This window comes from Kribbella sp. VKM Ac-2568, from assembly GCF_004345365.1.
GTDB lineage: Bacteria > Actinomycetota > Actinomycetes > Propionibacteriales > Kribbellaceae > Kribbella > Kribbella orskensis.
The window spans coordinates 98797-123164 of sequence record NZ_SLVF01000019.1 but is presented as its reverse complement, the minus strand read 5'-3'; the positions used below and the strand labels follow the sequence as shown (position 1 = coordinate 123164).

The 24368-nt window shown below is 69.0% G+C and carries 21 protein-coding genes and 1 tRNA gene; 17 read left to right on the top strand and 5 right to left on the bottom strand.

Features of this window, described 5'->3' with window-relative positions; all coding sequences use genetic code 11:
- Positions 1-171 precede the first annotated feature (171 nt).
- Entirely contained in the window at positions 172-2919 is a 2748-nt protein-coding gene (locus tag EV648_RS38935; protein ID WP_206751959.1) for an AAA family ATPase, read from the bottom strand.
- Positions 2920-3772: 853 nt separating this feature from the next.
- Here EV648_RS38935 and EV648_RS38930 point away from each other — a divergent pair.
- Positions 3773-4300, top strand: coding sequence for a hypothetical protein (locus tag EV648_RS38930; RefSeq protein WP_132300898.1), 528 nt, complete (start codon positions 3773-3775; stop codon positions 4298-4300).
- 93 nt (positions 4301-4393) lie between these two features.
- Here the strand turns inward: EV648_RS38930 and EV648_RS38925 are convergent, their stop codons facing one another.
- Both EV648_RS38925 and EV648_RS38920 read right to left on the bottom strand, forming a co-directional pair.
- Entirely contained in the window at positions 4394-4789 is a 396-nt protein-coding gene (locus tag EV648_RS38925; RefSeq protein WP_132300896.1) for an SHOCT domain-containing protein, read from the bottom strand.
- 229 nt (positions 4790-5018) lie between these two features.
- A tRNA-Arg gene (locus EV648_RS38920) sits at positions 5019-5090 on the bottom strand.
- A gap of 153 nt (positions 5091-5243) precedes the next feature.
- On the opposite strand from EV648_RS38920, the gene EV648_RS38915 reads away from it, so the two are divergent.
- The 11 genes from EV648_RS38915 (at position 5244) to prmC (ending at position 17708) form a co-directional block, all read left to right on the top strand.
- Entirely contained in the window at positions 5244-5429 is a 186-nt protein-coding gene (locus EV648_RS38915; protein WP_132300894.1) for a PspC domain-containing protein, read from the top strand.
- A gap of 27 nt (positions 5430-5456) precedes the next feature.
- Positions 5457-5990, top strand: a complete 534-nt coding sequence (locus tag EV648_RS38910; protein ID WP_241996048.1) for a hypothetical protein — start codon at positions 5457-5459, stop codon at positions 5988-5990.
- A 236-nt stretch (positions 5991-6226) separates the two neighbouring features.
- Entirely contained in the window at positions 6227-7885 is a 1659-nt protein-coding gene (gene argS / locus EV648_RS38905; RefSeq protein ID WP_132300892.1) for an arginine--tRNA ligase, read from the top strand.
- Positions 7882-9285, top strand: coding sequence for a diaminopimelate decarboxylase (lysA, locus tag EV648_RS38900; protein WP_132300890.1), 1404 nt, complete (start codon positions 7882-7884; stop codon positions 9283-9285). The genes argS and lysA overlap by 4 nt, the downstream gene beginning before the upstream one ends.
- Positions 9282-10604, top strand: coding sequence for a homoserine dehydrogenase (locus tag EV648_RS38895; RefSeq protein ID WP_132300888.1), 1323 nt, complete (start codon positions 9282-9284; stop codon positions 10602-10604). The genes lysA and EV648_RS38895 overlap by 4 nt, the downstream gene beginning before the upstream one ends.
- 5 nt (positions 10605-10609) lie before the next feature.
- On the top strand, positions 10610-11686 hold the full coding sequence (thrC, locus tag EV648_RS38890) for a threonine synthase (protein WP_132300886.1): 1077 nt from the start codon (positions 10610-10612) through the stop codon (positions 11684-11686).
- Position 11687: 1 nt separating this feature from the next.
- Positions 11688-12575: a homoserine kinase gene (gene thrB / locus EV648_RS38885; protein WP_132300884.1), complete on the top strand. Its 888-nt coding sequence runs from the start codon at positions 11688-11690 to the stop codon at positions 12573-12575.
- Between the two features lie 337 nt (positions 12576-12912).
- Positions 12913-15096: a transcription termination factor Rho gene (gene rho / locus EV648_RS38880; RefSeq protein ID WP_199235067.1), complete on the top strand. Its 2184-nt coding sequence runs from the start codon at positions 12913-12915 to the stop codon at positions 15094-15096.
- A gap of 388 nt (positions 15097-15484) precedes the next feature.
- Complete coding sequence (rpmE, locus tag EV648_RS38875) at positions 15485-15691, top strand: 50S ribosomal protein L31 (RefSeq protein ID WP_132190984.1); 207 nt, start codon at positions 15485-15487, stop codon at positions 15689-15691.
- A 110-nt stretch (positions 15692-15801) separates the two neighbouring features.
- Complete coding sequence (prfA, locus tag EV648_RS38870) at positions 15802-16878, top strand: peptide chain release factor 1 (protein WP_132300880.1); 1077 nt, start codon at positions 15802-15804, stop codon at positions 16876-16878.
- Positions 16875-17708, top strand: coding sequence for a peptide chain release factor N(5)-glutamine methyltransferase (gene prmC, locus EV648_RS38865; RefSeq protein ID WP_132300878.1), 834 nt, complete (start codon positions 16875-16877; stop codon positions 17706-17708). Before prfA ends, prmC begins: the two co-directional genes overlap by 4 nt.
- A 266-nt stretch (positions 17709-17974) precedes the next feature.
- Here the strand turns inward: prmC and EV648_RS38860 are convergent, their stop codons facing one another.
- Positions 17975-18934 (bottom strand): hypothetical protein, encoded by a 960-nt coding sequence (locus EV648_RS38860; RefSeq protein WP_241996045.1) that lies wholly within the window; start codon positions 18932-18934, stop codon positions 17975-17977.
- A gap of 160 nt (positions 18935-19094) precedes the next feature.
- Positions 19095-20111 carry an adenosine deaminase gene (locus tag EV648_RS38855; RefSeq protein ID WP_132300876.1) on the bottom strand — a complete coding sequence of 339 codons (1017 nt, stop codon included), beginning with the start codon at positions 20109-20111 and terminating at the stop codon, positions 19095-19097.
- Positions 20112-20232: 121 nt separating this feature from the next.
- Here EV648_RS38855 and EV648_RS44975 point away from each other — a divergent pair, with 121 nt between their 5' ends.
- The 5 genes from EV648_RS44975 to atpB all read left to right on the top strand — a co-directional run bounded on the left by EV648_RS44975 (position 20233) and on the right by atpB (position 24326).
- On the top strand, positions 20233-21249 hold the full coding sequence (locus EV648_RS44975) for an L-threonylcarbamoyladenylate synthase (RefSeq protein ID WP_132300964.1): 1017 nt from the start codon (positions 20233-20235) through the stop codon (positions 21247-21249).
- Positions 21249-22367, top strand: a complete 1119-nt coding sequence (locus EV648_RS38845) for a glycosyltransferase family 4 protein (protein WP_132190981.1) — start codon at positions 21249-21251, stop codon at positions 22365-22367. Before EV648_RS44975 ends, EV648_RS38845 begins: the two co-directional genes overlap by 1 nt.
- Positions 22368-22642: 275 nt before the next feature.
- Positions 22643-23107, top strand: a complete 465-nt coding sequence (locus tag EV648_RS38840; RefSeq protein ID WP_132300874.1) for a hypothetical protein — start codon at positions 22643-22645, stop codon at positions 23105-23107.
- Positions 23108-23233: 126 nt separating this feature from the next.
- Entirely contained in the window at positions 23234-23446 is a 213-nt protein-coding gene (locus tag EV648_RS38835; protein WP_132190979.1) for a hypothetical protein, read from the top strand.
- 97 nt (positions 23447-23543) lie between these two features.
- Positions 23544-24326, top strand: a complete 783-nt coding sequence (gene atpB, locus EV648_RS38830) for a F0F1 ATP synthase subunit A (protein WP_132300872.1) — start codon at positions 23544-23546, stop codon at positions 24324-24326.
- Positions 24327-24368 lie beyond the last annotated feature (42 nt).

Below are 24368 nucleotides of genomic sequence, written 5' to 3'. Positions count from 1 at the left end.
CCTGCGGAGGTTGTGCCCTGCACCGGCGACCTGGTGGTGCACGCGGGGTCCGGTGAAGTGCGACGCCGAGGGGGATCCGTCGGTCGGCAGGAAGTTCCCGTCGTCCAGACCGTCGAGGGTGACAGCGGGCACGGTGATGGGCGGCTGCTTGCGCAGGAGTGGGGGTGTACGTCACTGCCCGGCGAGCGGTGCGAGCGCCGCTGCCAGGTCGCCGCGCGCGCTGATCCCGAGCTTGGGGAAGATCCGGTGCAGGTGCGTGCTGACCGTCCGATGGGACAGGTAGAGCCGCTGGCCGATCTCCCGGTTGGTCAGCCCCTCGGCAGCCAGTTGCGCGATGCTCAGCTCGTGCGGGGTCAGGTGGTCGCGCGCGTCCGGAGTACGGCGTGGGCTGGTCTCGCCGGCAGCGCGTAGCTCGGCGCGTGCTCGCTCGCTCCACGGGATCACGCCCAGAGCATCGAAGGTCTCCCGGGCGGCCCGCAGGTGCACCCGGGAGTCGGCGGTACGCCGATGTCGCCGCAGCCATTCACCGAAGGCGAGCTGGAGCCGCCCACGTTCGAGCGGCCACCCGGTCAGCTCGGCATCCAGGGCTCTCTTGAACAGAGATTCCGCCTCGTCGCCCTCCGCGAGGACCGCACTGACGTAGCGCACGCCGATGTGCAGAGCCGGCGAGGTGGTCGAGGCCGCGGCCTGCTGGAGGTCGCGGACGATGTCCTGCATCTCGGCGACCTGCCCGCTGCGCACGGCCGCCTCCGCCAGTTCCGCGACGACGTAGCACCGCAGTGCCACCTGGTACGCCGGGTCGGCTGGATCGTGGATCCGGCGGAGATCCGCGAAGGCATCGGCGTACCGGCCTTCACCGAGTGCTGTCAGGCCCCGGGCCAGCTGAACAGTGGCCAGTACTGGTCTGGCGCCTGCGGCGATGCCGACCTGCTCCGCCTCCGCCGCCAAGCTCGTGGCCGCCTCGTAGTCACCGCGCAGGGCGGCGATCTCGGCTTGCACGGCCACGGCCAGCCCGTACATGAACTGCTGATTGGTCTCCCGGCCGAGCCTCGCCGCCTCCTCCGCGGCGGGCAGCGCCACAGTGAGGTTGCCGAGGCGGGCCGAGCTCCAGGCCTGGACCGCCAGAGCCCGCGTCAGCAGCCCGAGCCTGCCCTGGGGACGCAACCCGGCCACCGCGCCGGCGGAGAACCGCGCGGACAGCTCGAACGCCCCGATCTGCAGCGCCGCGCTGCCGAGGAAACGCTCCACCTGCGGATCGCCGCCCGTACTGCCGGCGAGATCCATCAGCCCGGCCGCGACAGCTTTGCCCCGCTCCACCGGAGCGACGTACGCCGAGATCGCGAGCAGGCCGGGGTCTCGTTCGTCGATCGGCAGGCCGTCGGCCACCTCCATCAGGACCTGCCGCGCCTCGGGTCCGGGCTCGGTCCAGAAGCAGCGCATCCCCGCACCCCAGAGGATCCGCATCGCCAGGTCGAGGTCTCCGTCCGCGGCCACCGACTCGGCCAGCCGGGCGAGCTCGATAGGGCCGGCCGTGTCCTCACTCAGCCCGTCGTCGAAGCTGCTCCGGATCCAGGTCGCCCGAGCGCGCTGCTGCGGGGACAGCTCGGCCGGGGAGACCTCGGCCAGGAGACGCTGGACAAGGTCGCGGTCGCCGTACTCGACGGCGAGGTCGGCGGCCCGCAGTACTCGATCCGCCTTCCGGTCGGGTGCCTCGCTCAGCCGGGCAGCCTGCTGGAGTGCCTCGATGGCTGCGGCCACGCCGCCTCGGCGCTGGGCGCGGTCGGCAGCGGCCTCGAGCTCGACGGCGATGCCCTCGTCAGGCCCGGAGGCAGCCGCCGCCAGATGCCAGGTCCGTCGGTCCGGCTGATCGGCCAGTACTTCGGCCAGCGCCTGCTGGGCGGCCCGCTGCTGCACCACTCCCGTCGCCTGCGAGATCGCCGATCTCATCAGGGGATGCCGGAAAGTCAGCGTATTGCTCTGCAGTTCGATCAGCCCGGCGTCGTCCGCGGGAGTGAGCACGTCCGCCTCGACCGCTGTACCGAGCATTGTCGCGGCGGCGGCGAGCACTTCCGCTACCGAGTCGCTGTCGTTGAGCGAGGCAACCAACAGGCTCGTCCTGGTTGCCGCGGGTAACGTGGCGGCCCGGGTGCCGAAGGTCTCCTCGAGTCGCGCGTTCAACGGCAAGGTGGCCTTCAGCAACGAATCTGGGAAGACCGTGCCGGGCAGCTCGGTCAGCGCCAGCGGATTACCGGCCGCCTCGGCGAGCAGCCGGGTCTGGACCGCCTGGTCGAGCTCGGGAGCGACCGCGACGAGCAGCGCCGCCGCGGGTTCGGCGGCCAGCGGCTCGACCAGGAGCGACGGCAGTCCCGCGCTGAGCAGTTGGGACTCAGCGCGGTCACGACCCGCGGCGATCAGCACGATCGGCTCGGACTCCAGCCGCCTGGCCACGAAGGCGAGTACGTCGGCGCTGACCTGGTCCAGCCAGTGCACGTCTTCCGCGATCAGCACCACCGGCGTCTCCGCGGCGACCTCGGCCAGCAGATTCAGGACCGCCAGCCCGACCAGGTAGAGGTCCGCAACGGCGCTGTCGGCGAGACCCATCGCGCTTTGGAGCGCGTCGCGCTGGGGACCGGGCAGGGTGTCGAGACCCGAGCGGATCGGGTGAAGGATCTGGTGCAGCCCGGCGAGCGGGAGGTGCTGTTCGGCCTCGGCCCCGGTCGTTCTCATCACCCGCAGGCCGCCGGCGGCCGCCAGCGCACCCGCCTCGGCGAGCAACGCCGACTTCCCGATCCCGGCCTCGCCGGACAGGAACAAGGCACCGCCGCGATCGCGGATACCGCTGACCAGGTCGGCCAGCAGCTTCGACTCCAGCTCCCGCCCGAAGAGCGGCAGCCCTACCGCTCCGCCGACCTCCGGCATCGCCCGCCCCCTCCGTGACTCGCCGTCTGCTGCCTCAGAGCAGGCTAGACGCCGAGAACGAGCAGCGCACCAATCGTCCCGATATCGTCCCGTACGGGTGAGTCCGTCCGGCGCAGATGGTGCGATCGTCCCTGGTGGGAGGGCAGCGGGGAGGTTGCTGCGCCGGGCAGCGCTGCCCTCGACGGGAAGGTGGAGATCGGCCGCAAGCATGAGACGCCGACACGGGTTGGAGGTGTTCTGGGTGGCGGTGTGGGGCTGGCCACGGGCCTGGTCGTCGTGTCGCCGGTGTGTCATCGAACCGGGCCGTCCGCAACATCTTGCCGGTGGCAACGGGTCGGTGCGTGCTGTGCCGGAGGCCACAACGCCCCTTCAAGCTCATCGACACCTGGACAACCGAGGTCGCGGCAGCCACACAGACATGTCGGCAGGTGGTGGTCGAAAGGGCTGGAGGGTGACCAGGAGAGCCGGATCCGACAGCACCGTCTTGCTGACGCTGGTGATGCGAGCAGTTGGTCTGGCTTTGGCGGCCCTGCTTCTCAGTAGCTGTGGAGAGACTGGCTCCATTGACAGCCCGACCGACCGCCAGACGGCAACGTCATCGCGCTCGCCAAGCTCGCTACCCAGCCCGACGGCGACGCTGCCGAGTCCCACCCGGTCGCTGGGACGCGGCGAGACCCAGCCCCCCTCCGCGACGGCGACGAAACCTAGCCCTACCCGGTCATCGGTAAGCCCGGAGGCGCCGACTCCGACGCCGACGGAGCCGAGCCCCACCCGGTCGCCGGGTGGCCCGGTGGCCGCCTCGCCGATCCCGACGGTCACAGAGCCAGGCCCCACCCAGACATCGACACGTCTGGTGACTGTCTCCCCGACCGCGGCTCCCACGTCTGCCGAGTCGCCGGAGACCTCGGCGTCGGTTGAGCCCTCGTCGGCCGAGTCGTCCGGTGCGCCTTCGTGGTTGTGGTGGCTGCTGGCTGCGGTGGTGCTCGCGGTGGCCGTGGCCGTTCCGCTCGTTGTCAGGGCGCGTCGTCGCGGGGCCTGGCGGGCTGACCTGGCGTCGGCCGAGGACGAGATGGCCTGGTTTGCCCGCGTGCTCGTCCCGGAGTTGCGCCAGATGGGTTCGCTCGCGGAGGCCGCCGGCGGCTGGAACATCGCGGAGAGTCGGGTCACCGCGGTCGAGGATCGGCTGACCGCTCTGGAGGCTTCGGCTCCGGATGAGGCCGCCCGGACGCGGACGCGCGCCCTGCGAGACGCCGTACGATCAGCCCGGGGACACATGCAGGAGCTGCTGGAATCCGGCAGCCCGGACACGATGTCGCGGGACCTGGACGCGATTGCCGCCGAACTCGAGGCTGCCCTGGTGTCAGCGAACCCGACGGACTGACGGGCAAACTCACTGCATGCGTCGCGCGGCGCCTGACGTCGCCCTATCGTGCTGAGCGCGGCAGGCGCCGTTGGCGCCGTGAGTACGGTGCGGTCAGGCGAGCGCTTTGGCCTTGAGGGACTCGTACTCCGCCTGCGTGATGGTGCCGGAATCGAGCAGCGCCTTGGCGCTCGCGATCTGCTCGGCCGGGGCCTGGGAAGTGCCTGCAACCTGCTGGATGTACTTGTCCTGCTCGGCCTGGCGCTGCGCAACCGCCTTCACCTGGCGCTCGGACATGCTCCGGCCCCGAACGATGAGGTAGATCAGCGCGCCCACCCAAGGCACGAAGATGAGCAGGATCGCCCAACCGGCCTTCGCCCAGCCACTGAGGGATCTGTCGCCGAACAAGTCGAAAAGGCAGCGGAACCACACCACCAGTGCGGCGATCCAGATGAAGAACCAGAAGCTCCACAAGAGAACTTCCCCGAAGTCATTCGTGATTGCGTCCATTGGTCGTTCCTTCACGAGGTCGGTCCACGCGTCGTCCGGTGAGCGCCGCGTCTCAGCGTCCCAGAGGGCGTCGGTGACCGCCAGTGGTCAGCCACCCGAGGTTTCAGATGCCTGGGGCCACGAGCGCCGCCGGCCCTCGACAGCTCAGTGCAGGTCTCGACCGAGCCCCCGAAACGGAAAATGCCTCCCGATCAGTTGATCGAGAGGCGTGAGCAACGGTTTTTCAAGGCGCCCCCGGCAGGATTCGAACCTGCGCACCCGCCTCCGGAGGGCGGTGCTCTATCCCCTGAGCTACGGGGGCTCAGGAACGGCAGAACAGTACCAGGAAATTCGGCCAGGTCTTGCACCGGGGGAGACCCTGAACGGTCCCTGGGTCTTCCGCGCGGCGGGATCAACCGTGGGTACCGGACCGTCATAGTGGTCGTAAGTCCGAGCACCGAAAGGATTTCTGACAATGGCTACCACCTTGGTCCGTCCGTCCAGCGACCGCTGGATCGGCGGTGTCTGCGCCGGGCTGGCTCGCAGGTTCGGGATCAAGCCGAGCTTGATGCGGCTCATCTTCGTCGTCAGCTGCATCCTGCCCGGCCCGCAGTTCCTGATCTACATCGTGCTCTGGATCCTGATGCCGTCGGAGGACTGAGCAGCCGGGCATGAAAACCTGCTCTCCATGAGAGTGGGTACTCGGCGCCGGGCGAGCGCGTTGGCGGCCGCCGTCGCGGTGGGCCTGCTACCCGTGGTGAGCGGCTGCCAGGTCGGTCCCGCGCCACCCGGGCCGGCGGAGCTCCGGTCCGGGCCACCGCCGTGGGACGCGCCGCGCGACGCCGTGTCGTACATCGACAAGGCCGGTTTCGAGCGGTTGCCCCTCGACTTCAGCGGACCGGCGCCGTACACGGTGAAGGTCGCGGTGACGGTCGACGGGAACGCGATACAGATCCCGGCGGGCATCGGCGTCGACCGCGTCCGGGCCGAGCAGGCCGCGATCCACACGCACGCCACCGACGGTGTCGTCTACGTCGAGGCCAAGACGAAGGCGGAGCGGCCGACCCTGAAGCAGTTCTTCGAGCTCTGGGGCGTCCGGTACGACGGCAAGTGCCTGGGCGACGCGTGCTCGTCGGTCACCGTCCGGGTCAACGGCCAGCCGGCCCCCTGGGACACCAAACTCTCCCGCGAGAGCCTGATCCAGGTGGAAGCCACCGGTTGATGGCAGGAGCCTGGCATCACGCCGTACTGCGGCCCCGTGGTGCGGTTGGCTGAACCCATGGCGAAGCACGTGACCACGATCCCGACTGCGCAGCACTCCTCATCCCGCTGGCAGGCTGCTCCGGCCAGACCGCCATCCTGCGCCTGATCCCCGCCTGACCTGCGCTCGCGTGCCTGCCGTACCGGGCTGTGGATACTGAGTCAAGGGTTCGGCACCGGGGCCATTAGGCTGGGCCGGTGACTCCGGAACAGCTCGCTGAGAAGATCCTGCAGGCCCTGACCGCGCTCGTCGACGACGGCACCATCACTGTCGACGGCGGGTTGCCGGGCGAGCTGAAGGTCGAGCGACCCAAGAACCCCGAGCACGGGGACTACGCGACCAACGTGGCGATGCAGCTCGGCAAGCGCTCCGGCATGCCGCCGCGGCAGTTCGCGGAGCTGCTCGCCGCCAAGCTGACCGACGACGAGGCGATCACGGCGGTGGAGATCGCCGGACCGGGCTTCATCAACATCCGGGTCGCCGCCGACGCCCAGGGCAAGATCGCCGCCTCGATCGTGGAGGCCGGCCCGCAGTACGGCAGCAGCGACTCCCTCAAGGGCCAGGCGATCAACCTCGAGTTCATCTCCGCCAACCCGACCGGCCCGCTGCATCTCGGCCACACCCGCTGGGCGGCCGTCGGCGACGCGCTGGCCCGGGTGCTGAACGCGGCCGGCGCGGTCGTCACCCGCGAGTTCTACGTGAACGACCGCGGCGCCCAGATGGACAAGTTCGGCGCCTCCCTGAAGGCCGCGGCGCACGGCGAGCCGATCCCCGAGGACGGCTACCACGGCGAGTACATCAACGATCTCGCGAAGCAGATCGTCGCCGAGGTGCCGGACATCACCAAGCTGCCGGAGGACGAGCAGCTGGTCGCGTTCCGCGAGGCGGGGTACGAGCGTCAGCTCAAGGAGCAGCAGAGCCAGCTCGAGCACTTCCGGACCAAGTTCGACGTCTGGACGTCCGAGCGCAGCCTGCACGAGCAGGACGGCGTCGGCCACGCGATCGAGAAGCTCCGTGAGCAGGGCCACCTCTACGAGGCCGACGACGCGCTCTGGATGCGCACCACCGACTTCACCGACGACAAGGACCGGGTGCTGATCCGGTCCAACGGCGAGCCGACGTACTTCGCCTCCGACGCCGCGTACTACGTGAACAAGCGCGAGCGCGGCTTCGAGGTAGCGATCTACCTGCTCGGCGCGGACCACCACGGGTACGTGAACCGCCTGAAGGCGATCGCGGCCTGCGCGGGTGACGACCCCGAGCACAACATCGAGATCCTGATCGGCCAGCTGGTGAAGATCCTCAAGAACGGCGAGGAGATGAAGCTGTCGAAGCGGGCCGGCACGATCGTCACGCTCGCCGAGCTGGTCGAGGAGAGCGGCGTCGACCCGCTGCGGTACACACTGTGCCGCTACCCGGTGGACTCGCCGCTGACGCTGGACATCGAGGAGATGACCCGGCAGGTCAGCGAGAACCCGGTGTACTACGTGCAGTACGCTCACGCCCGGCTCGCCTCGATCCTGCGCAACGCGGACGATCTCGGGATCAAGCTGGACGAGTTCGACCCCGGCCTGCTCAGTCATGAGCGCGAGGGCGACCTGCTCCGGGCGCTCGCCGAGTTCCCCCGGGTGGTCGCCACCGCGGCCGAGCTGCGGGAGCCGCACCGGATTGCCCGGTACCTCGAGGACACCGCTTCGGCGTTCCACAAGTTCTACGACAGCTGCCGGGTGCTTCCGCGCGGCGACGAGGAGGTCGAGCCGGTGCACAAGGCTCGCCTGACCCTGGTGGGCGCCACCAGGACGGTTCTCGCCAACGGGCTCGACCTGCTCGGCGTCTCCGCCCCGGAGCGGATGTGAGGGCGCGCGAGGTGCGGTCCGGACAGGCCGAGGCAGGGCACCCTCGGCCGTCGTGGTTGCGTCCCCCGGAGGATGTCAACGACCTCGTCCCGCAACTGTGGTCGTCGACCGCGACCAAGAACACCGACGGCGCGCTCCAAGTGGGCGGCGTCGACGTGCGCGAACTGGTTGCGGAGCACGGCACTCCGGCCTACCTGCTGGACGAAGCGGACTTCCGCGCCCGGGCCCGGGCGTTCCGCGAAGGATTCAAGGACTTCGCCGTCTACTACGGCGGCAAGGCGTTCCTGTGCACAACCGTGGTGCGCTGGGTGATGGAGGAGGGACTCAACCTCGACGTCTGCTCAGGTGGTGAGCTCGCTGTCGCCCTCCGGGCCGGCGCGGATCCCAAGCGACTGGGGTTCCACGGCAACAACAAGTCGGAGGCCGAGCTGGCTCGCGCACTGGACGCGGGGGTCGGGCGGATCATCGTCGACTCGTTCCACGAGATCGAGCGGCTGACCCGGCTCGCCGCGGAGCGGGGCGTGGTGGCGCCGGTGATGGTCCGGGTGACCGCCGGTATCGAGGCACACACCCACGCCTACATCGCGACCGCGCACCAGGACCAGAAGTTCGGTTTCTCGATCACCACCGGCGAGGCGTTCGATGCCGTTGCCAGGATCAACGAAACGGCGGAGCTGGAACTGCTCGGGCTGCATTCCCACATCGGTTCGCAGATCTTCGACTCGTCCGGATTCGAGATGGCCGCTCGGCGGCTGATCGCCTTGCACGCAAGGGTTTCCGACGAGCTCGGCGTGGACATGCCGGAGCTCGACCTGGGCGGCGGATTCGGGATCGCCTACACCACTCAGGATGATCCGTCCGACCCGGCCCAGCTGGCCACCGAGCTCGGCAAGATCGTCGAGCACGAGTGCAAGGCGCTCGACCTCGCGGTGCCGAAGCTGTCGATCGAGCCGGGGCGGGCGATCGTCGGACCTGCGGTCTGCACGGTCTACACCGTCGGCACCACCAAGGAGGTGGCGCTCGACTTCGGAGAGTCCCGCACCTACGTGTCCGTCGACGGCGGGATGAGCGACAACATCCGCACCGCTCTGTACGACGCGGACTACTCCTGCACGCTCGCCAACCGGTACTCCGACGAGGGCCCCACGCTGTCCCGGGTGGTCGGCAAGCACTGCGAGTCCGGTGACGTCGTGGTGAAGGACGAGTTCCTGCCCGCCGATGTCGCCCCGGGCGACCTGGTCGCCGTACCGGGAACCGGGGCCTACTGCCGGTCGATGGCGAGCAACTACAACCACGTACCGCGGCCACCGGTGATCGCGGTCAAGGACGGCCGGACGCGCGTCGTCGTACGCCGGGAGACCGAGGACGACTTGCTCAGCCTGGACATGGGGGCCGAATGACCGAGAACGCGGACAAGCCGCTCGCAGAAGAGAAACAGCCGCTGAAGGTGGCGCTGCTCGGGTGCGGCGTGGTCGGCACCGAGGTGGTCCGGATCCTCACCGAGCGCGCCGACGACCTGGCCGCCCGGGTCGGCGCGCCGCTGGAGATCGCGGGTATCGCGGTCCGCCGGGCCGGCCGGACCCGCGACATCGCGGTCGACCCCGCGCTGATCACCACCGACGCGCAGGCGCTCGTCTCGCGCGGCGACCTGGACCTGGTGATCGAGGTGATCGGCGGCATCGAGCCCGCCCGCGGCCTGATCCTGACCGCGCTGGAGAACGGCGCCTCGGTGATCACCGCGAACAAGGCCCTGCTCGCCGAGGACGGCCCGACGCTCTTCGCCGCCGCCGAGAAGTACGAGCGCGACCTGTACTTCGAGGCCGCCGTGGCCGGCGCGATCCCGATCCTGCGGCCGCTGCGCGAGTCGCTGGCCGGTGACGACGTGGTCCGGGTGATGGGCATCGTCAACGGCACCACGAACTACATCCTCGACAAGATGGACTCCACCGGCGCCGGCTTCGACGAGGCGCTGGAGGAGGCCCAGGCCCTCGGGTACGCCGAGGCCGATCCGACCGCCGACATCGAGGGCTTCGACGCGGCGGCAAAGGCCGCGCTGCTGGCCAGTCTGGCCTTCCACACCAGGGTTTCCATCGCCGACGTGCACCGCGAGGGCATCACCGAGGTGACCGCGACCGACATCGCCTCGGCCCGCGAGATGGGCTGCGTGGTGAAGTTCCTGGCGATCTGCGAGCTGGACGAGGCGAGCGACTCGGTCGGCGCCCGGGTCTACCCGGCGATGATCCCGCTCAGTCATCCGCTGGCCTCCGTCCGGGATGCCTACAACGCCGTGTTCGTGGAATCCAAAGCGGCCGGCCAGCTGATGTTCTATGGTCGTGGTGCCGGCGGCGCCCCGACGGCCAGCGCTGTCCTCGGGGATCTGGTGTCCGCCGCGCGCAACCGGCTCAAGGGCGTGCCGGGGGTCGGCGAGTCGTCGTACACCCAGCGGGCAGCCCGTCCGATGGGTGCCACCATGACCCGCTACCACGTGTCGCTGGACGTGGCCGACAAGGCCGGTGTGCTGGCGGCGGTGGCCCACGCCTTCGCCGAGCACGACGTGTCGATCCAGACCGTCCGCCAGGAGGGCAGGGGTGGTGACGCGCAACTCGTGGTAGTCACCCACACCGCCACCGACGCCGCGCTGTCCGCGACCGTGGAGACCCTGCGCGAGATGGACATCGTCCGCGAAGTCAGCAGTGTCATGCGGGTTGAAGGAGACTGATCGCAATGGCGAACCAGCGGCCACACCAGTGGCGAGGCGTGATCGAGGAATACCGCGACCGGCTGCCGGTCTCGACGGACACCCCGGTGGTCACGCTCGGCGAGGGCGGTACGCCGCTGGTGGCCGCGCAGTGGCTGAGCGAGAAGACCAACTGCGAGGTCTGGCTCAAGGTCGAGGGGAACAACCCGACCGGCTCGTTCAAGGATCGCGGCATGACCGTGGCGATCTCGCTGGCCGCGCAGGCCGGTGACAAGGCCGTCGTCTGCGCCTCGACCGGGAACACCTCCGCCTCGGCCGCGGCGTACGCAGTGCGGGCCGGGTTGTTGCCGTTGGTGTTGATCCCGGCCGGCCGGATAGCCAAGGGCAAGCTGGCGCAGGCGATCGTGCACGGCGCGCAGCTGGTGTCGATCGACGGCGGCTTCGACGACTGCCTGCGGATCGTGCGCGAGCTCGGCAAGCACTACCCGGTCGCGCTGGTGAACTCGGTGAACCCGGTCCGGCTGGAAGGCCAGAAGACCGCGGCGTTCGAGGTCTGCGACGCGCTCGGCGACGCCCCGGACCTGCACGTGCTCCCGGTCGGCAACGCGGGCAACATCGCGGCGTACTGGAAGGGCTATTCGGAGTACAAGAAGGACAAGCTCTCCTCGAAAGCCCCGCAGATGTGGGGTTTCCAGGCCGAGGGCGCCGCGCCGATCGTGCGCGGTGCGATCGTCGAGAGCCCCGACACGGCGGCCACCGCGATCCGCGTCGGCAACCCCGCCTCCTGGACGCTGGCCGAAGCCGCCCGGGACGAGTCGGGCGGCCGGATCGAGGCTGTCACCGACGACCAGATCCTCTCCGCGCAGCGCGAACTGGCTGCGCGTGAAGGGGTCTTCGTCGAGCCCGCCTCAGCTGCCGGTGTGGCTGGCCTGCTCGCGACGAAGGCAGCCGGCCGGCTCGATGGCGGCCTGACCGTGGTGATCACCGTCACAGGTCACGGCCTGAAGGACATCGACACCGCCCTGGCCTATGCGCCGCCCATGGAGGCTCCCGTGACCCCGGCGGACACAGACGCGGTGGCGCGCGTCGCTGGACTGGCCTGAAATGACCGTCCGGGTCCGCGTCCCGGCGACCAGCGCGAATCTCGGCCCCGGCTTCGACGCCTTCGGCCTCGCCCTGACCCTGTACGACGAACTGACGGTGACCCCGGGTGGTTCCGGCGTCACCGTGGAGGTTGTCGGGCCGGGGGAGGGTGAGGTGGCGCTGGACGAGTCGCACCTGGTGGTCCGCGCCATCCGCGCCGGGCTGGTGTCGCTCGGCGCTGCGGTGCCGGGGTTCACCTTGCGCTGCGAGAACCGCATTCCGCACGGCCGCGGCCTGGGATCCTCCTCGGCCGCGATCGTCGGAGGCCTGGCCGCCGCCTACGGACTGACCGGTACGCCGCTCGACCGCGACCAGGTGGTGTCGCTCGCCCATCAGCTCGAGGGACACCCGGACAATGTGGCGGCCAGTGCACTCGGTGGTTTCACCATCGCGTGGACCGAGGGGGATGCCGGGCGGGCTGTGCGGTTGGAGCCGGTCGAAGGATTGTCGGCCGTGGCATACGTGCCGCAGACGCGAGTTCTGACGAAGGCGGCGCGCGGGCTGCTGCCCCACGTAGTACCGCATGGTGACGCGGCGGCCAACGCCGGGAAGTCGGCGTTGCTCGTGGCTGCGTTGACGAATCGGCCCGATCTGCTGATGACGGCGACCGAGGATCGGCTGCACCAGGAATACCGGGAGCCGGCCATGCCGGAGAGTCTCGCCCTCGTCCAGAAGTTGCGGGGGAGTGGCCTGCCGGCGGTCATCAGCGGCGCCGGTCCGACGGTGCTCGTGCTGGGCGGCCCAGGTGGGACCTCTGCGGCGTCCGCGCCGGAGCCCCCCGACGGCTGGTCGCGGTACGACCTGGGCATTGATCCAGTCGGCGTACAGGTCTGGTCCGGAGCGGTCTGAGGCGCAGATGGGGTGAGCCAGGAATTATCGGTTCCGGACACGCGTTATACCGACCGAGTCACCAGAAGGACCCTCAGTGGTGCTAGTCTCGACTCACCCGATCCCCTCCAGGTGATCGGCGAACTCTCGCCGCAATCGGGCTTTGCTCCCGGCACCCAGGTGTACGTGGCGTCTCCCAGTGAAGGACTTGCGCCGCCTGCGCCGGAGATTTCCGGGGGAACCCAGATTCAGCGAGAGCCGCCACTTTATGCCCGCGTCGCCGTTTCGTCGGTCGCGGGAGATGATTCCGGGCGATGAGCCTTCTGGACATCGTCCATCCGTGTGGGAAGGACCTCACGTGACAGAAACTGTTGAAGCCTCCAACGGAGCCGACGCATCGTCGGCCCCGGGCACCGACGCGACGGCTACCGCCGTGACGCGTCGCCGCAAGACCGGAGGCGGCCTCGAGGGCATGCTGCTCCCCGAGCTCAAGCAGCTCGCCGGGACGCTCGGCATCAAGGGCACCGGCGCTCTGCGCAAGGGCCAGCTGATCGAGGCGATCAAGGCTGCCCAGACGGGCGGCGGCTCGACGGGCGGTTCGCGCTCGCGTTCGAGCCAGCCGACCCTCGACGAGGCGGCCGCGGAGCCTGAGGTGCGCTCTCCGAGCGCCGAGGCTCCCGCTCAGGAGACCCCGCAGCGCACCGGCAGCCGCCGGACCCGCGCTGCCGCCGTACAGACCGGGGCGGCCGAGCAGAACGGCGCCACCACTCCGGCCGCCGAAGCGCCCGCGGCGCAGAACGGCTCTATTCCGGCCGAGACCGTCCAGGTCCCGGAGAAGGCAGCCGAGCAGCCCTCCGAGCAGAGCACCGAGCGTGATGCCGAGAGCCGCGCCGACCGGTCCGACGAGAGCCGCGCCGACGGGAGCCGCGACCGCAACCGTGGCCGCGACAACCAGCGCACCGAGAACCGCGACAACCGTGACGGCGCTCAGAACCGGGACGGCCGTGAGGGCCAGAACCGTGACGGCGCCCAGAGCCGCGATGGTGCTCAGAGCCGCGATGGTGCTCAGAACCGCGATGGTCAGCGGGACAACCAGCGTGGCGACCGCGCCGACGGTGGTCAGATCCGCGACGGCCGCGACGGCCAGAACCGCAACGACGGCCGGGCCGACCAGCGCAACGACGGTGGCCGGGACAACCGTGGCGACAACCGCGACCGGCAGAGCGACCGTGGCGAGGAGGGCGAGGGCCGTCGTCGTCGCCGCCGGGGCCGCGATCGTGACCGGGGTGGCCGCGACACGGGTGGTCGCGACACCGGGCGTGACAGTGGCCGCAACCGCGGTCGCACCGAGCGCTTCGAGCCGGAGCCGACGATCAGCGAGGACGACGTCCTGGTCCCGGCCGCGGGCATCCTCGACGTGCTCGACAACTACGCCTTCGTCCGGACCAGCGGCTACCTGCCGGGCCCGAACGACGTGTACGTCGCGCTGTCGATGGTGAAGCGCTACGGCCTGCGCAAGGGTGACGCGATCACCGGCGCGGTGAAGCAGCCGTCGGACGGCGAGCGCAAGGAGAAGTTCAACCCGCTCGTCCGGATCGACACCGTCAACGGGTCGGACCCCGAGGTCGCCAAGCAGCGTCAGGACTTCAACAAGCTGACGCCGCTCTACGCGACCGAGCGGCTCCGCCTCGAGACCGAGCCGAACATCCTCACCACCCGGATCGTCGACATCGTCAGCCCGATCGGCAAGGGCCAGCGTGGCCTGATCGTGTCGCCGCCGAAGGCCGGTAAGACGATGGTGCTGCAGGCGCTGGCGAACGCGATCACCACGAACAACCCCGAAGTACACCTGATGGTCGTGCTGGTGGACGAGCGGCCCGAAGAGGTCACCGACATGCAGCGCACGGTCAAGGGTGAGGTCATCGCCTCCACCTTCGACCGGCCGGCCGACGACCACACCACGGTCGCGGAGCTGGCGATCGAGCGGGCCAAGCGCCTGGTCGAGCTGGGTCACGACGTGGTCGTGCTGCTCGACTCGATCACCCGCCTGGGCCGGGCGTACAACATCGCGGCACCGGCCAGCGGCCGGATCCTGTCCGGTGGTGTCGACTCCTCGGCGCTGTACCCGCCGAAGCGGTTCTTCGGCGCGGCCCGCAACATCGAGGACGGTGGCTCGCTGACCATCCTCGCCACCGCGCTGATCGAGACCGGCTCCAAGATGGACGAGGTCATCTTCGAGGAGTTCAAGGGCACCGGCAACATGGAGCTGAGGCTCCGCCGCGAGTTCGCCGACCGCCGGATCTTCCCGGCCATCGACGTGGTCGCCTCCGGTACCCGCCGCGAGGAACTCCTGATGAGCAAGGACGAGACCCAGGTGGTCTGGAAGCTCCGCCGGGTGCTCTCCGCCCTCGACGGCCAGGCCGCCCTGGAACTCCTGATCGGCAAGCTCAAGGAGAGCAAGTCGAACATCGAGTTCCTCCTCCAGGTCAACAAAACCACCCCCAGCGCCGGCAGCGGCCGAAACACCGACGACGGCAACTGAGGCAGGTTCTTGCAGTAGAACGGTCCGCCTGGATTTCCAGGCGGACCGTTGCTTTTCCGGGTACGGCGGAGGCGGTGGCCGGGGAGGCGGTTAGCAACAGGCCGTGGCGCGGGACATTACGGCGAGCCAGGTGTGCGTCCGCCACGGGGTGACGAGTGGTGCTTCCCGGGCTGAAGTATCAGCCGGCACCCACCCGCAGATGCGCGCGACCGGTCAGCCGCCCCGCGAGGGTTGATCCACAGCAACCGTGCCTACGTGCGCCAACCACAGCCCGCGCCGTACCCCCGGATTCGTCAGTCTGTGGTACCGCATGGCAGAATCGTGTGTTGGTTCCGGTTCACGCTCGTGACGTGCGGGCGACCCGGGCCGCCTTGACTCGAGGAGATCCATGAAGAGCGACATCCACCCGAACTACGTGGCGACCAAGGTGACCTGCACCTGTGGCGCGACGTTCGAGACGCACTCGACCGCGGAGAACGGCGTGATCCACGCCGACGTCTGCTCCCAGTGCCACCCGTTCTACACCGGCAAGCAGAAGATCCTTGACACCGGTGGCCGGGTTGCCCGGTTCGAGAAGCGGTACGCAAAGAAGTAGCGACTTTCCGGCGCCGGTCCACGATCCCTCACGGGTTCGGGGACCGGCGCCGTTGCGTTGTCCGGGTTCGCTGGTTCACGAGTCGCAAGGTCAGAGAGAGGGTGCGGAGCATGTTCGAGGCGGTGCAGACGCTGAAGGCGGAGTACGCCGAGCTGGAACGTCGGATGGCGGATCCGGAGCTGCATTCCGACCAGGGCAACGCGCGCAAGGTCGGCAAGCGGTACGCCGCGCTGGCGCCGGTGGTCCGGACCTATGACGAGTGGCTGCAGACCGCCGACGACATCGAGGCGGCCCGCGAGCTCGCGCACGAGGACCCGTCCTTCGCCGAGGAGGCCACCAAGCTCGAGCACCGGCGCGAGGAACTGGCCGAGAAGCTGCAGGTGCTGCTGGTGCCGCGCGACCCGAGCGACGACAAGGACGCGATCCTCGAGATCAAGGCCGGCGAGGGTGGGGACGAGTCCGCGCTGTTCGCGGGTGACCTGCTGAAGATGTACCTGAAGTACGCCGAGTCGCAGAACTGGAAGACCGAGGTACTGGATTCGGCGGAGTCGGATCTCGGTGGCTACAAGTCGATCACCGTCGCCGTGAAGGCCAAGGGGACTCCAGATCCGGGCGAGGCGCCGTACGCGAAGCTGAAGTTCGAAGGCGGCGTACACCGGGTGCAGCGGGTGCCGGTGACCGAGTCGCAGGGGCGGATCCACACCTCGGCGGCCGGCGTGCTGGTGCTGCCGGAGGCGGAGGACGTCGACGTCGAGATCGACCCGAACGATCTGCGCATCGACGTGTTCCGGTCGTCCGGGCCGGGCGGGCAGAGCGTCAACACCACCGACTCGGCGGTGCGGATCACGCATCTCCCGACTGGGATCGTCGTCTCGATGCAGAACGAGAAGTCTCAGCTGCAGAACCGCGAGCAGGCCATGCGCGTACTGCGCTCCCGGCTGCTCGCCGCTGCCCAGGAGGCCGCCGACCAGGAGGCATCCGACGCGCGCCGGCTGCAGATCCGGACGGTGGACCGGTCGGAGCGGGTTCGCACCTACAACTTCCCGGAGAACCGGTTCTCGGACCACCGGGTCGGCTACAAGGCGCACAACCTGGACCAGGTTCTTGGTGGGGACCTGGCGCCGGTGATCCAGGCGCTGACCGAGGCTGATCTGGCGGCGCGTCTCGAGGCTGTCGACTCGCAGTGAGTACTCGTACCTTGCTGGCGGAGGCCACGGCTCGGTTGGCCGAGGCTGGAGTGGCATCACCCGACTACGACGCGGCTGAGCTGCTTGCGCATGTGACGGGGAGCAGCCGGCTTCAGCTTGGGCTTGTCGAGCCGACGGCCGAGCAGGAGGCGCAGTACGCAGTACTGGTGGGGCGGCGGGCTCAACGGGAGCCTTTGCAGCATCTGACTGGTACTGCGGCCTTTCGGTATCGGGAGCTTGCTGTCGGGCCTGGGGTGTTCGTGCCGCGACCTGAGACTGAGGTGCTTGTGGGGTGGATTCTCGATCGGCTGGTTGGGGTTGAGGCGCCGCTGGTGGTGGATCTTTGCAGTGGGTCTGGGGCTATTGCCGGTGCGGTTGCTACTGAGCGGCCGGATAGCACGGTGCATGCGGTTGAGTTGTCGCCGGAGGCATGTGTCTGGGCTCGTCGGAATTTGGCGGGGACGGGGGCGACATTGCATGAGGGGGATATCGATGGGTGTCTGCCGGAGTTGAATGGGAAGGTTGACGCGGTGATCTCGAATCCGCCGTACATCCCTTTGACTGCTTGGGAATCGGTCACCGCCGAGGTGCGGGATCATGACCCGGCGTTGGCCTTGTGGTCGGGTGATGACGGGCTGGATGAGATCAAGGTCGTGGCAGCTACTGCGGGGCGTTTGCTGAAGCCTGGTGGGTGGTTCGGGTGTGAGCACGCCGATGTCCAGGGTGAATCGGCGCCGGCGGTCTTCACCTCTACGGGGCTTTTCACTGAGGTCCGGGACCAGCTAGACCTGGCCGGCCGCCACCGCTTCACCACCGGCCGCCGAGTCTGACCCCCGGCCAGTCACCCAGGTACGCGGTACACCATCCCGCCTACCCTCGATCCTGTCGTGCGAGCTCCCTCTCGTACCCAGCCCCCAGTGTGGTTCCTGTACTGCGGAAGCCCTGGGCGCTCACGCGGTGCACAAGGTGCGGCTTCGGCTGCCCGCTGACGAGTTGTTTGCCGGCTGGCGCCTTGCTAGCCGCCAGTCGGCGAACAGCCTGCCAGCGAAAGCCTTCGCTGGCGCGCATGTGCAGGTGGCCGTTTGCTCCGGCCGGGTTACTCGTAGAGGACGTATTCGGGGCGGGGTTTTAGGGAGAGGACTTGGGTGGGGGTCATCAGGGGGCCGTGGCGGGTGTCTTCTTGGTAGAAGAGTTTGAAGCCGGCGTGGGTGCCTGGGGGGAGGGTGGGGGTCAGTTTGCGCCAGGTGGTTTCTTTGTCGGTTCGGTGGCCGATGCCGTCGACGGACTTGATGGTGACTACGCCGGGGTGGGGTTTGAGGGCGCGTTCGTTCGTGAGGATGCGGACGCTCAACTGGTGGAAGACGAAGACCTTCTCGGGGAGCTTGTTCTTCGTGACCAAAGTGGAGAGGTAGGCGGCGATCGTGTTCAGTTCGGTGCCGGTGGTGTGGCCGAAGACGCGGCCGGGGACCTGGGTGGGGCCTACCGCCCATTCGGGGTCGAAGGCGAGGCCTACGTCGGGTTCGTCGAGCCAGCGTTCGAGGCGTTTCACCTCGTCCATGATCTTGGCGCGGCCGGGCTGGACGTCGAGGAGCAGCAGCATGCGGTGTTTGCGGGCGACTGTCAGGTAGTTCTGGATGTCGGCGTCGGAGATGCGGGTGCGGTACTTGCCGTCCTTGCCGGGGTGGTCGTTCGCGACCACGGCGATGAGTTCCATCACCGGCTGCGGGGTTCGGCCGGCGGCGTAGGACTTCGAGAGCTTCTCGAGCCTGGCGGCCTTGGCTTCCAGGTTGCTGTCCAGCGGACCGAGCGCTGGTGAACCCGGCATCCCGACGTACCCGACCAGTTGGTACTTCGGGAAGATCTGCCCGCCGCCGCGGGGGAGTTCGCCGTCAGCGGCCGCTGCCGGAGTAGGGGTGGTGGACGGCTTCGGCGTCGGCGTGGGCTGGGCGGCTGGAGCCGGGGCTGTGGGCGCCGGCACGTCGCTGCAACTGCTCAGCGCTGCCAGCAGCATCAACACGGCTGCGGTGGCGACTGGAGCCTTGCGCGGAACGACCACCGGACTAGGGAACCACGTTGCGCCGACTCAGCCACAGCGGAGCGTGTCACCCCACCCACTCCGATCCGCCGCGTCCAGCCAAGCGAGCCCGGCCTGGTCGATCGCAGCCAGGCCGGGCGGCGGCTTGTCGATGGTCCTCCGCCGCCGACGGGCTGTGCCGTCAGGCCTTGGTGAGGTAGTCGTCGATCTCGGCGAGGAGCGCGGTCTTCACCGAGTCCTCGGCGAAGGACACCCGCACGGCTGTCCGGGCGAGCTCGGCCACGCCGGCTTCGTCGAGGTCCAGCAGTTCGGCGGCGACGGCGTACTCGTTGACCAGGTCGGTCCCGAACATCGGCGGGTCGTCGGAGTTGATGGTGACGACCAGTCCCGCCTCGACCATCGCCCGCAGCGGGTGCTCCTCGTACGACGCGACGGCGCGGGTGGCGAGGTTCGACGTCGGGCTGACCTCCAGCGGGATCCGGTGCTCGCCCAGGTAGTCGACCAGCGCCGGGTCCTGCATCGCGGAGGTGCCGTGGCCGATGCGCTCCGCCTTCAGCGCCCGCACCGCGTCCCAGATCGTCTCGGGCCCGGTGGTCTCACCCGCGTGCGGCACGCTGTGCAGACCGACGGCCCGTGCGGCATCGAAGTACGGCGCGAACTGCGGCCGCGGTACGCCGATCTCCGGGCCGCCGAGTCCGAAGGCGACCAGGCCGTCGGGACGGATCTCGGTCGCGATCCGGGTGGTCTCGATCGCGGCGGGGATCCCGCTCTCGCCGGGGATGTCGAAGATCCAGCGCAACGTCACGCCGAGTTCCTTCTCCGCGGCGGTCCGGGCGTCCTCGATCGCCTCGCAGAACGCCTCGGGCGCGATCCCCCGCTGGACCGACGTGTACGGCGTCACCGTGAGCTCGGAGTAGCGGATGTTCTGCGCGGCCATCTCCCGGGCGATCTCGTAGGTCAGCAGCCGCACGTCGTCCGGGGTGCTGACCAGGTCGACCACGGTCAGGTAGACGTCGATGAACTTCGCGAAGTCGGTGAAGGTGAAGTACTCCGCCAGCGCGGCCGCGTCGGCCGGCACGGGGGAGTCGGGGTGCCGCGCGGCCAGTTCGGCCACGATCCGCGGCGACGCCGATCCGACGTGGTGGACATGCAGTTCGGCCTTCGGTAAACCGGTCAGGAACTCCCGCGACAAAGTCATGGCCGGGATCTTATGCAGCACTCCGGCCGGGCGGTGCGGAAGCTGACAATCATTTGTCAGGAGTCTGTTCTGTGGGCCTGTGGACGGCCCGGCTGGAGTGCGGAGCCCCGCGGGTGGCACGATGCACTGCGTGAGCGAGCGCTTTGACTTCACCGGTGACGAGTTGGCACCGGCCTACCGCGCGGCCGTGGACGCCATCGAGGCCGGCGATCTGGTGGTCCTGCCGACGGACACTGTGTACGGGATCGCCGCCGACGCCTTCAAGGCCGACGCGGTGCAGCGGCTGCTGGACGCGAAGGGCCGCGGCCGGGACATGCCCCCGCCCGTACTGATCTCGGTGGTCGAGTCGCTGGACGCGCTCGCCACCGACGTGCCGGAAGCGGGCCGGAAGCTGTGCGAGGCGTTCTGGCCCGGGCCGCTGACGGTGATCTGCCACGCGCAGACGTCACTGATGTGGGACCTGGGGGACACCCAGGGGACCGTCGCGCTGCGGGTGCCGGACCACGAGAACACCCGTGAACTGCTGTCCCGCACGGGACCGCTGGCGGTCAGCTCGGCCAACCTGAGCGGCCGGCCGGCTGCGCTGGACGTGTACGACGCCGAGGCGCAGTTGCTCGACTCGGTCGCGGTCTTCCTCGACGGGGGAGCCGTTACCGGCGGCGAGCCGTCCACGATCGTCGACCTGACCGGCGACGTGCCGCACGTCGTCCGCATCGGCGCCCTGTCGATGGCGCAGATCCGCGAGATCGTCCCCGAGGCGACCACCGACCTCGAGCCGGACGAGAAGCCCGACACCGAGGACGAGCCAACCGAACCGCAGCCCGAGGCGTCCAAGCAGCAGACGACGGACGCCAAGCCCGCCGACGACACCCCGGCAGCCGACCTCCCCACCGACGAGAAGCCGGCGGACGAGAAGCCCGCCGAGGACAAGCCGGTGGCCGACGAGCCGGCCGACGAGAAGCCCGCCGACGAGAAGCCGGCGGACGATGGGAAGCCGGCGGACGATGGGAAGCCGGCGGACGATGGGAAGCCGGCGGACGATGGGAAGCCGGCGGACGATGGGAAGCCGGCCGATGTGAAGCCTGTGGACGAGAAGACGGTGGACGAAACGAAGACTGATGTGAGGCCTGCGGACTAGTGCGCGAGTACCTGCTGGTCCTGTTCGTGGCGATGGCCACGACCTTCCTGCTGACCGGCGTGGCCCGGCAGATCGCGCTGCGGTACGGCGCCGTCGCGAAGGTCCGCGCCCGCGACGTGCACAAGATCCCGATCCCGTACTTCGGCGGCGTCTCGATCCTCGGCGGCCTGATCGCCGGTTTCGCGGTCGCCTCCAGCCTGCCCTTCCTCGGCGACAGCCTGCAGGTCGCCCACGACGCCCGGGCGATCCTGATCGGCGGCGTGGTGATCTGCGCCGTCGGCGTCGTCGACGACCTGTACGAGCTCGACGCGATCACCAAGCTCGCCGGCCAGGTGCTCGCGGTCGGCGTGATGGTCGTGCAAGGCATCCAGCTGTACTGGCTGCCGCTGCCCGGCGGCATCTTCTCGCCGCCGCCCGCGCAGCTCGCCGTCCTCACCGCCGGCATCCTGCTCGTCTCGACCAACGCGGTGAACTTCGTCGACGGCCTGGACGGTCTCGCCGCCGGCGTCACCGCGATCGGCGCGGGCGCGTTCTTCACCTACTCGTACCTGCTGAACGTCGAGCAGAACCTCGACCGCGCGACCACCTCGACGCTGATCACGGTCGCCCTGGCCGGTGCGTGTCTGGGATTCCTGCCACACAACTTCTTCCCCGCCAGGGTGTTCATGGGGGATTCCGGCGCCTTGCTGATCGGGTTGATGCTGGCCGCGTCGACGATCAGCCTGACCGGCCAGATGGACCCGAACGCGGTCCCGTACGAGGTCGGCGGCTCGAGCCTGCTGCCCGCCCTGCTCCCGCTGATCCTGCCGATCGCCGTGCTCGCCATCCCCGCGCTGGACCTGACGATGGCGTACGTACGGCGTACCAAGGCGGGCAGGTCGCCGTTCGCGGCGGACAAGCTCCACCTGCACCACCGGTTGATGCAGCGCGGCCACTCGCACCGGCGCGCGGTGCTCCTGATGTACCTGTGGACCGCGTTGATCGCCTTCGGAGTGGTGGTCCTCGGTCTGGTCTTGTACTGGTGGACGGCCCTCCTCGTGCTGGCCGTCACGATCACCGCCATCTTCCTCACCACCGGCCTGCCGCGCCGCACCGCGAAACCCCTCGCCAAGGTCTGAGCTGCGCGGTGGGGTGAGCTCCTGGACGATCCGGGTACCGAGGTCCTTCCGGGCGTACTGGCGATGCCTGCGGGAGCTGGAGGGGGACCAGACCAGTGAGTGACGTGGGCTACCGATAGGGTGTTCGTGTACAGCGGCAGGGTGCTGGTTTTGCTGACTGCGAAGACTTTGTGCTAGTTTTCACAAGCACCAGCGAAGTACAGCTTCACCCCTGACCCCGCCCACCCGACGACCGAGGGCAACAATCCCGGTCGCCAGCAGGACGGAACGACCGGATGGCTCCCCAAGTAGTCAGCCAGAACGAAGCCGGCCAGGCCACTCGGCACCCGGCGCTGGCGATGTTGCGCGGCGCACTCGTCGCCGCCGTGGTCGTCGGCGTGAACGCCGTGGCCGTGGCGACCGTGGCCGCCGGCATCGAGGGCCTGTGGGGTGCGGTGCTGGGTCTGCTGATGGTGATCATCTTCTCCGGCGCCGGACTGCTGGCGCTGCACGTGTCCCGCCGGACCAGCCCGACCGTGCAACTCGCGGTCGCGATGGCTTCCTACACCGGCCGGATCGCGATCTTCGGCGGCCTCCTCGCCCTGGCCCTGAGCTCCGACAGCCTGGCCGAGAACGTCAACCTGACCGCGCTGGGAATCAGCGCGATGGTGGTCGTGATGGGCTGGATGGCCGGCGAGATCTGGGCCTGGTCGCGACTGCGCATTCCGATCTACGACCTCGACCACGAGGTGAACAGATGATCACCGTCCGTGACGCCTCGGATAGCCGTTTCCCAGTCGTGATCAAGGGTGTGGCGAACCGCACTGAACACCCCGCTCAGGCCGATATGACCCGGCCTGTCGCCGACTGCTACCGTTCGGGTGCCAATGAGCCAGCAAGAGGATCCGAAGCCGACGCCGAACACTTCCGGCGATGGCTGGCGGGTCCTGTCCTACTTGATCGGCGGAATCCTCATCTACGGGGGAATCGGGTTCGGTCTGGACCGCTGGCTGGGCACCCAGTTCTTGCTTCCGGTGGGCATCGTCCTCGGTGCCGGCCTCACCATCTTGCTGTTGCACTTCCGGTACGGGCAGTCCTGAGCCCTACCGGGTCTGACGTAGTTGACCGCCTTGCCCTGAGCCGCCCTGCCCTTAGCCCTATGGCGAACGACTTGAGCACGACGCGAGAGGAGACCCGGTGATCGCCGGCGTTTCGACCGAGTTCAACCCACCCGGTCCAGAGGACTTCCAGCTGCCGCCCATCATCCCGGGCGTCGATTGGTTCACCAAGCCGGTCCTGGTGGCCGGCCTGTCGGTGGTCCTGATCGTCTGGTTCTTCTACGGGGCGTCCCGTAAGTCCGCGATCGTGCCGAGCAAGCTGCAGTTCGCCGGCGAGCTCGGGTACAACTTCGTCCGGAACTCGATCGCCCGCGACGCGATCGGCAGCCAGGACTACATGAAGTTCGTGCCGTACCTGTGCGGCCTGTTCTTCTTCATCCTGCTGAACAACGTGGCCGCGACGATCCCGCTGGTCCAGTTCCCGACCTTCAGCCACATCGGCTGGGCGTACTCGGCGGCCATCCTGAGCTGGGTCATCTACAACGGGGTCGGCATCCGCAAGCACGGCCTCCTCGGCTACCTCAAGTTGCAGACCATGCCGGCCGGTGTGCCGCTCTGGCTGCTGCCGCTGATGATCCCGATCGAGTTCATCTCGAACATCGTGGTCCGGCCGATCTCGCTGAGCCTGCGGCTGTTCGCGAACATGTTCGCCGGCCACATCCTGCTGCTGGTGTTCGTCCTCGGCGGTGAGTACCTGCTGCTGCACGCCGGCAGCATCGCGCTCAGCGGCGTCGGCGTCATCACCTTGCTGATGGGCCTCGCGATCGCCGGACTGGAGTTGTTCGTCCAGTGCATCCAGGCCTACATCTTCGTCGTGCTGTCCGCGCAGTACATCGGCGGCGCGCTCGCCGACGAACACTGATCCGCACCACCACTGACCCCGTACCAACGGAAACCCGGATAG

Bases quoted from the DNA above. Each gene is read 5' to 3' on its own strand.
- EV648_RS38840 (WP_132300874.1), top strand. From the start codon at position 22,643: ATGGCTCCCCAAGTAGTCAGCCAGAACGAAGCCGGCCAGGCCACTCGG.
- EV648_RS38925 (WP_132300896.1), bottom strand. From the start codon at position 4,789: ATGGACGCAATCACGAATGACTTCGGGGAAGTTCTCTTGTGGAGCTTC.
- EV648_RS44975 (WP_132300964.1), top strand. From the start codon at position 20,233: ATGCACTGCGTGAGCGAGCGCTTTGACTTCACCGGTGACGAGTTGGCA.
- EV648_RS38835 (WP_132190979.1), top strand. From the start codon at position 23,234: ATGAGCCAGCAAGAGGATCCGAAGCCGACGCCGAACACTTCCGGCGAT.
- EV648_RS38915 (WP_132300894.1), top strand. From the start codon at position 5,244: ATGGCTACCACCTTGGTCCGTCCGTCCAGCGACCGCTGGATCGGCGGT.
- EV648_RS38855 (WP_132300876.1), bottom strand. From the start codon at position 20,111: ATGACTTTGTCGCGGGAGTTCCTGACCGGTTTACCGAAGGCCGAACTG.
- rpmE (WP_132190984.1), top strand. From the start codon at position 15,485: ATGAAGAGCGACATCCACCCGAACTACGTGGCGACCAAGGTGACCTGC.
- EV648_RS38895 (WP_132300888.1), top strand. From the start codon at position 9,282: ATGACCGAGAACGCGGACAAGCCGCTCGCAGAAGAGAAACAGCCGCTG.
- EV648_RS38910 (WP_241996048.1), top strand. From the start codon at position 5,457: ATGAGAGTGGGTACTCGGCGCCGGGCGAGCGCGTTGGCGGCCGCCGTC.
- thrB (WP_132300884.1), top strand. From the start codon at position 11,688: ATGACCGTCCGGGTCCGCGTCCCGGCGACCAGCGCGAATCTCGGCCCC.
- prfA (WP_132300880.1), top strand. From the start codon at position 15,802: ATGTTCGAGGCGGTGCAGACGCTGAAGGCGGAGTACGCCGAGCTGGAA.
- thrC (WP_132300886.1), top strand. From the start codon at position 10,610: ATGGCGAACCAGCGGCCACACCAGTGGCGAGGCGTGATCGAGGAATAC.
- EV648_RS38935 (WP_206751959.1), bottom strand. From the start codon at position 2,919: ATGCCGGAGGTCGGCGGAGCGGTAGGGCTGCCGCTCTTCGGGCGGGAG.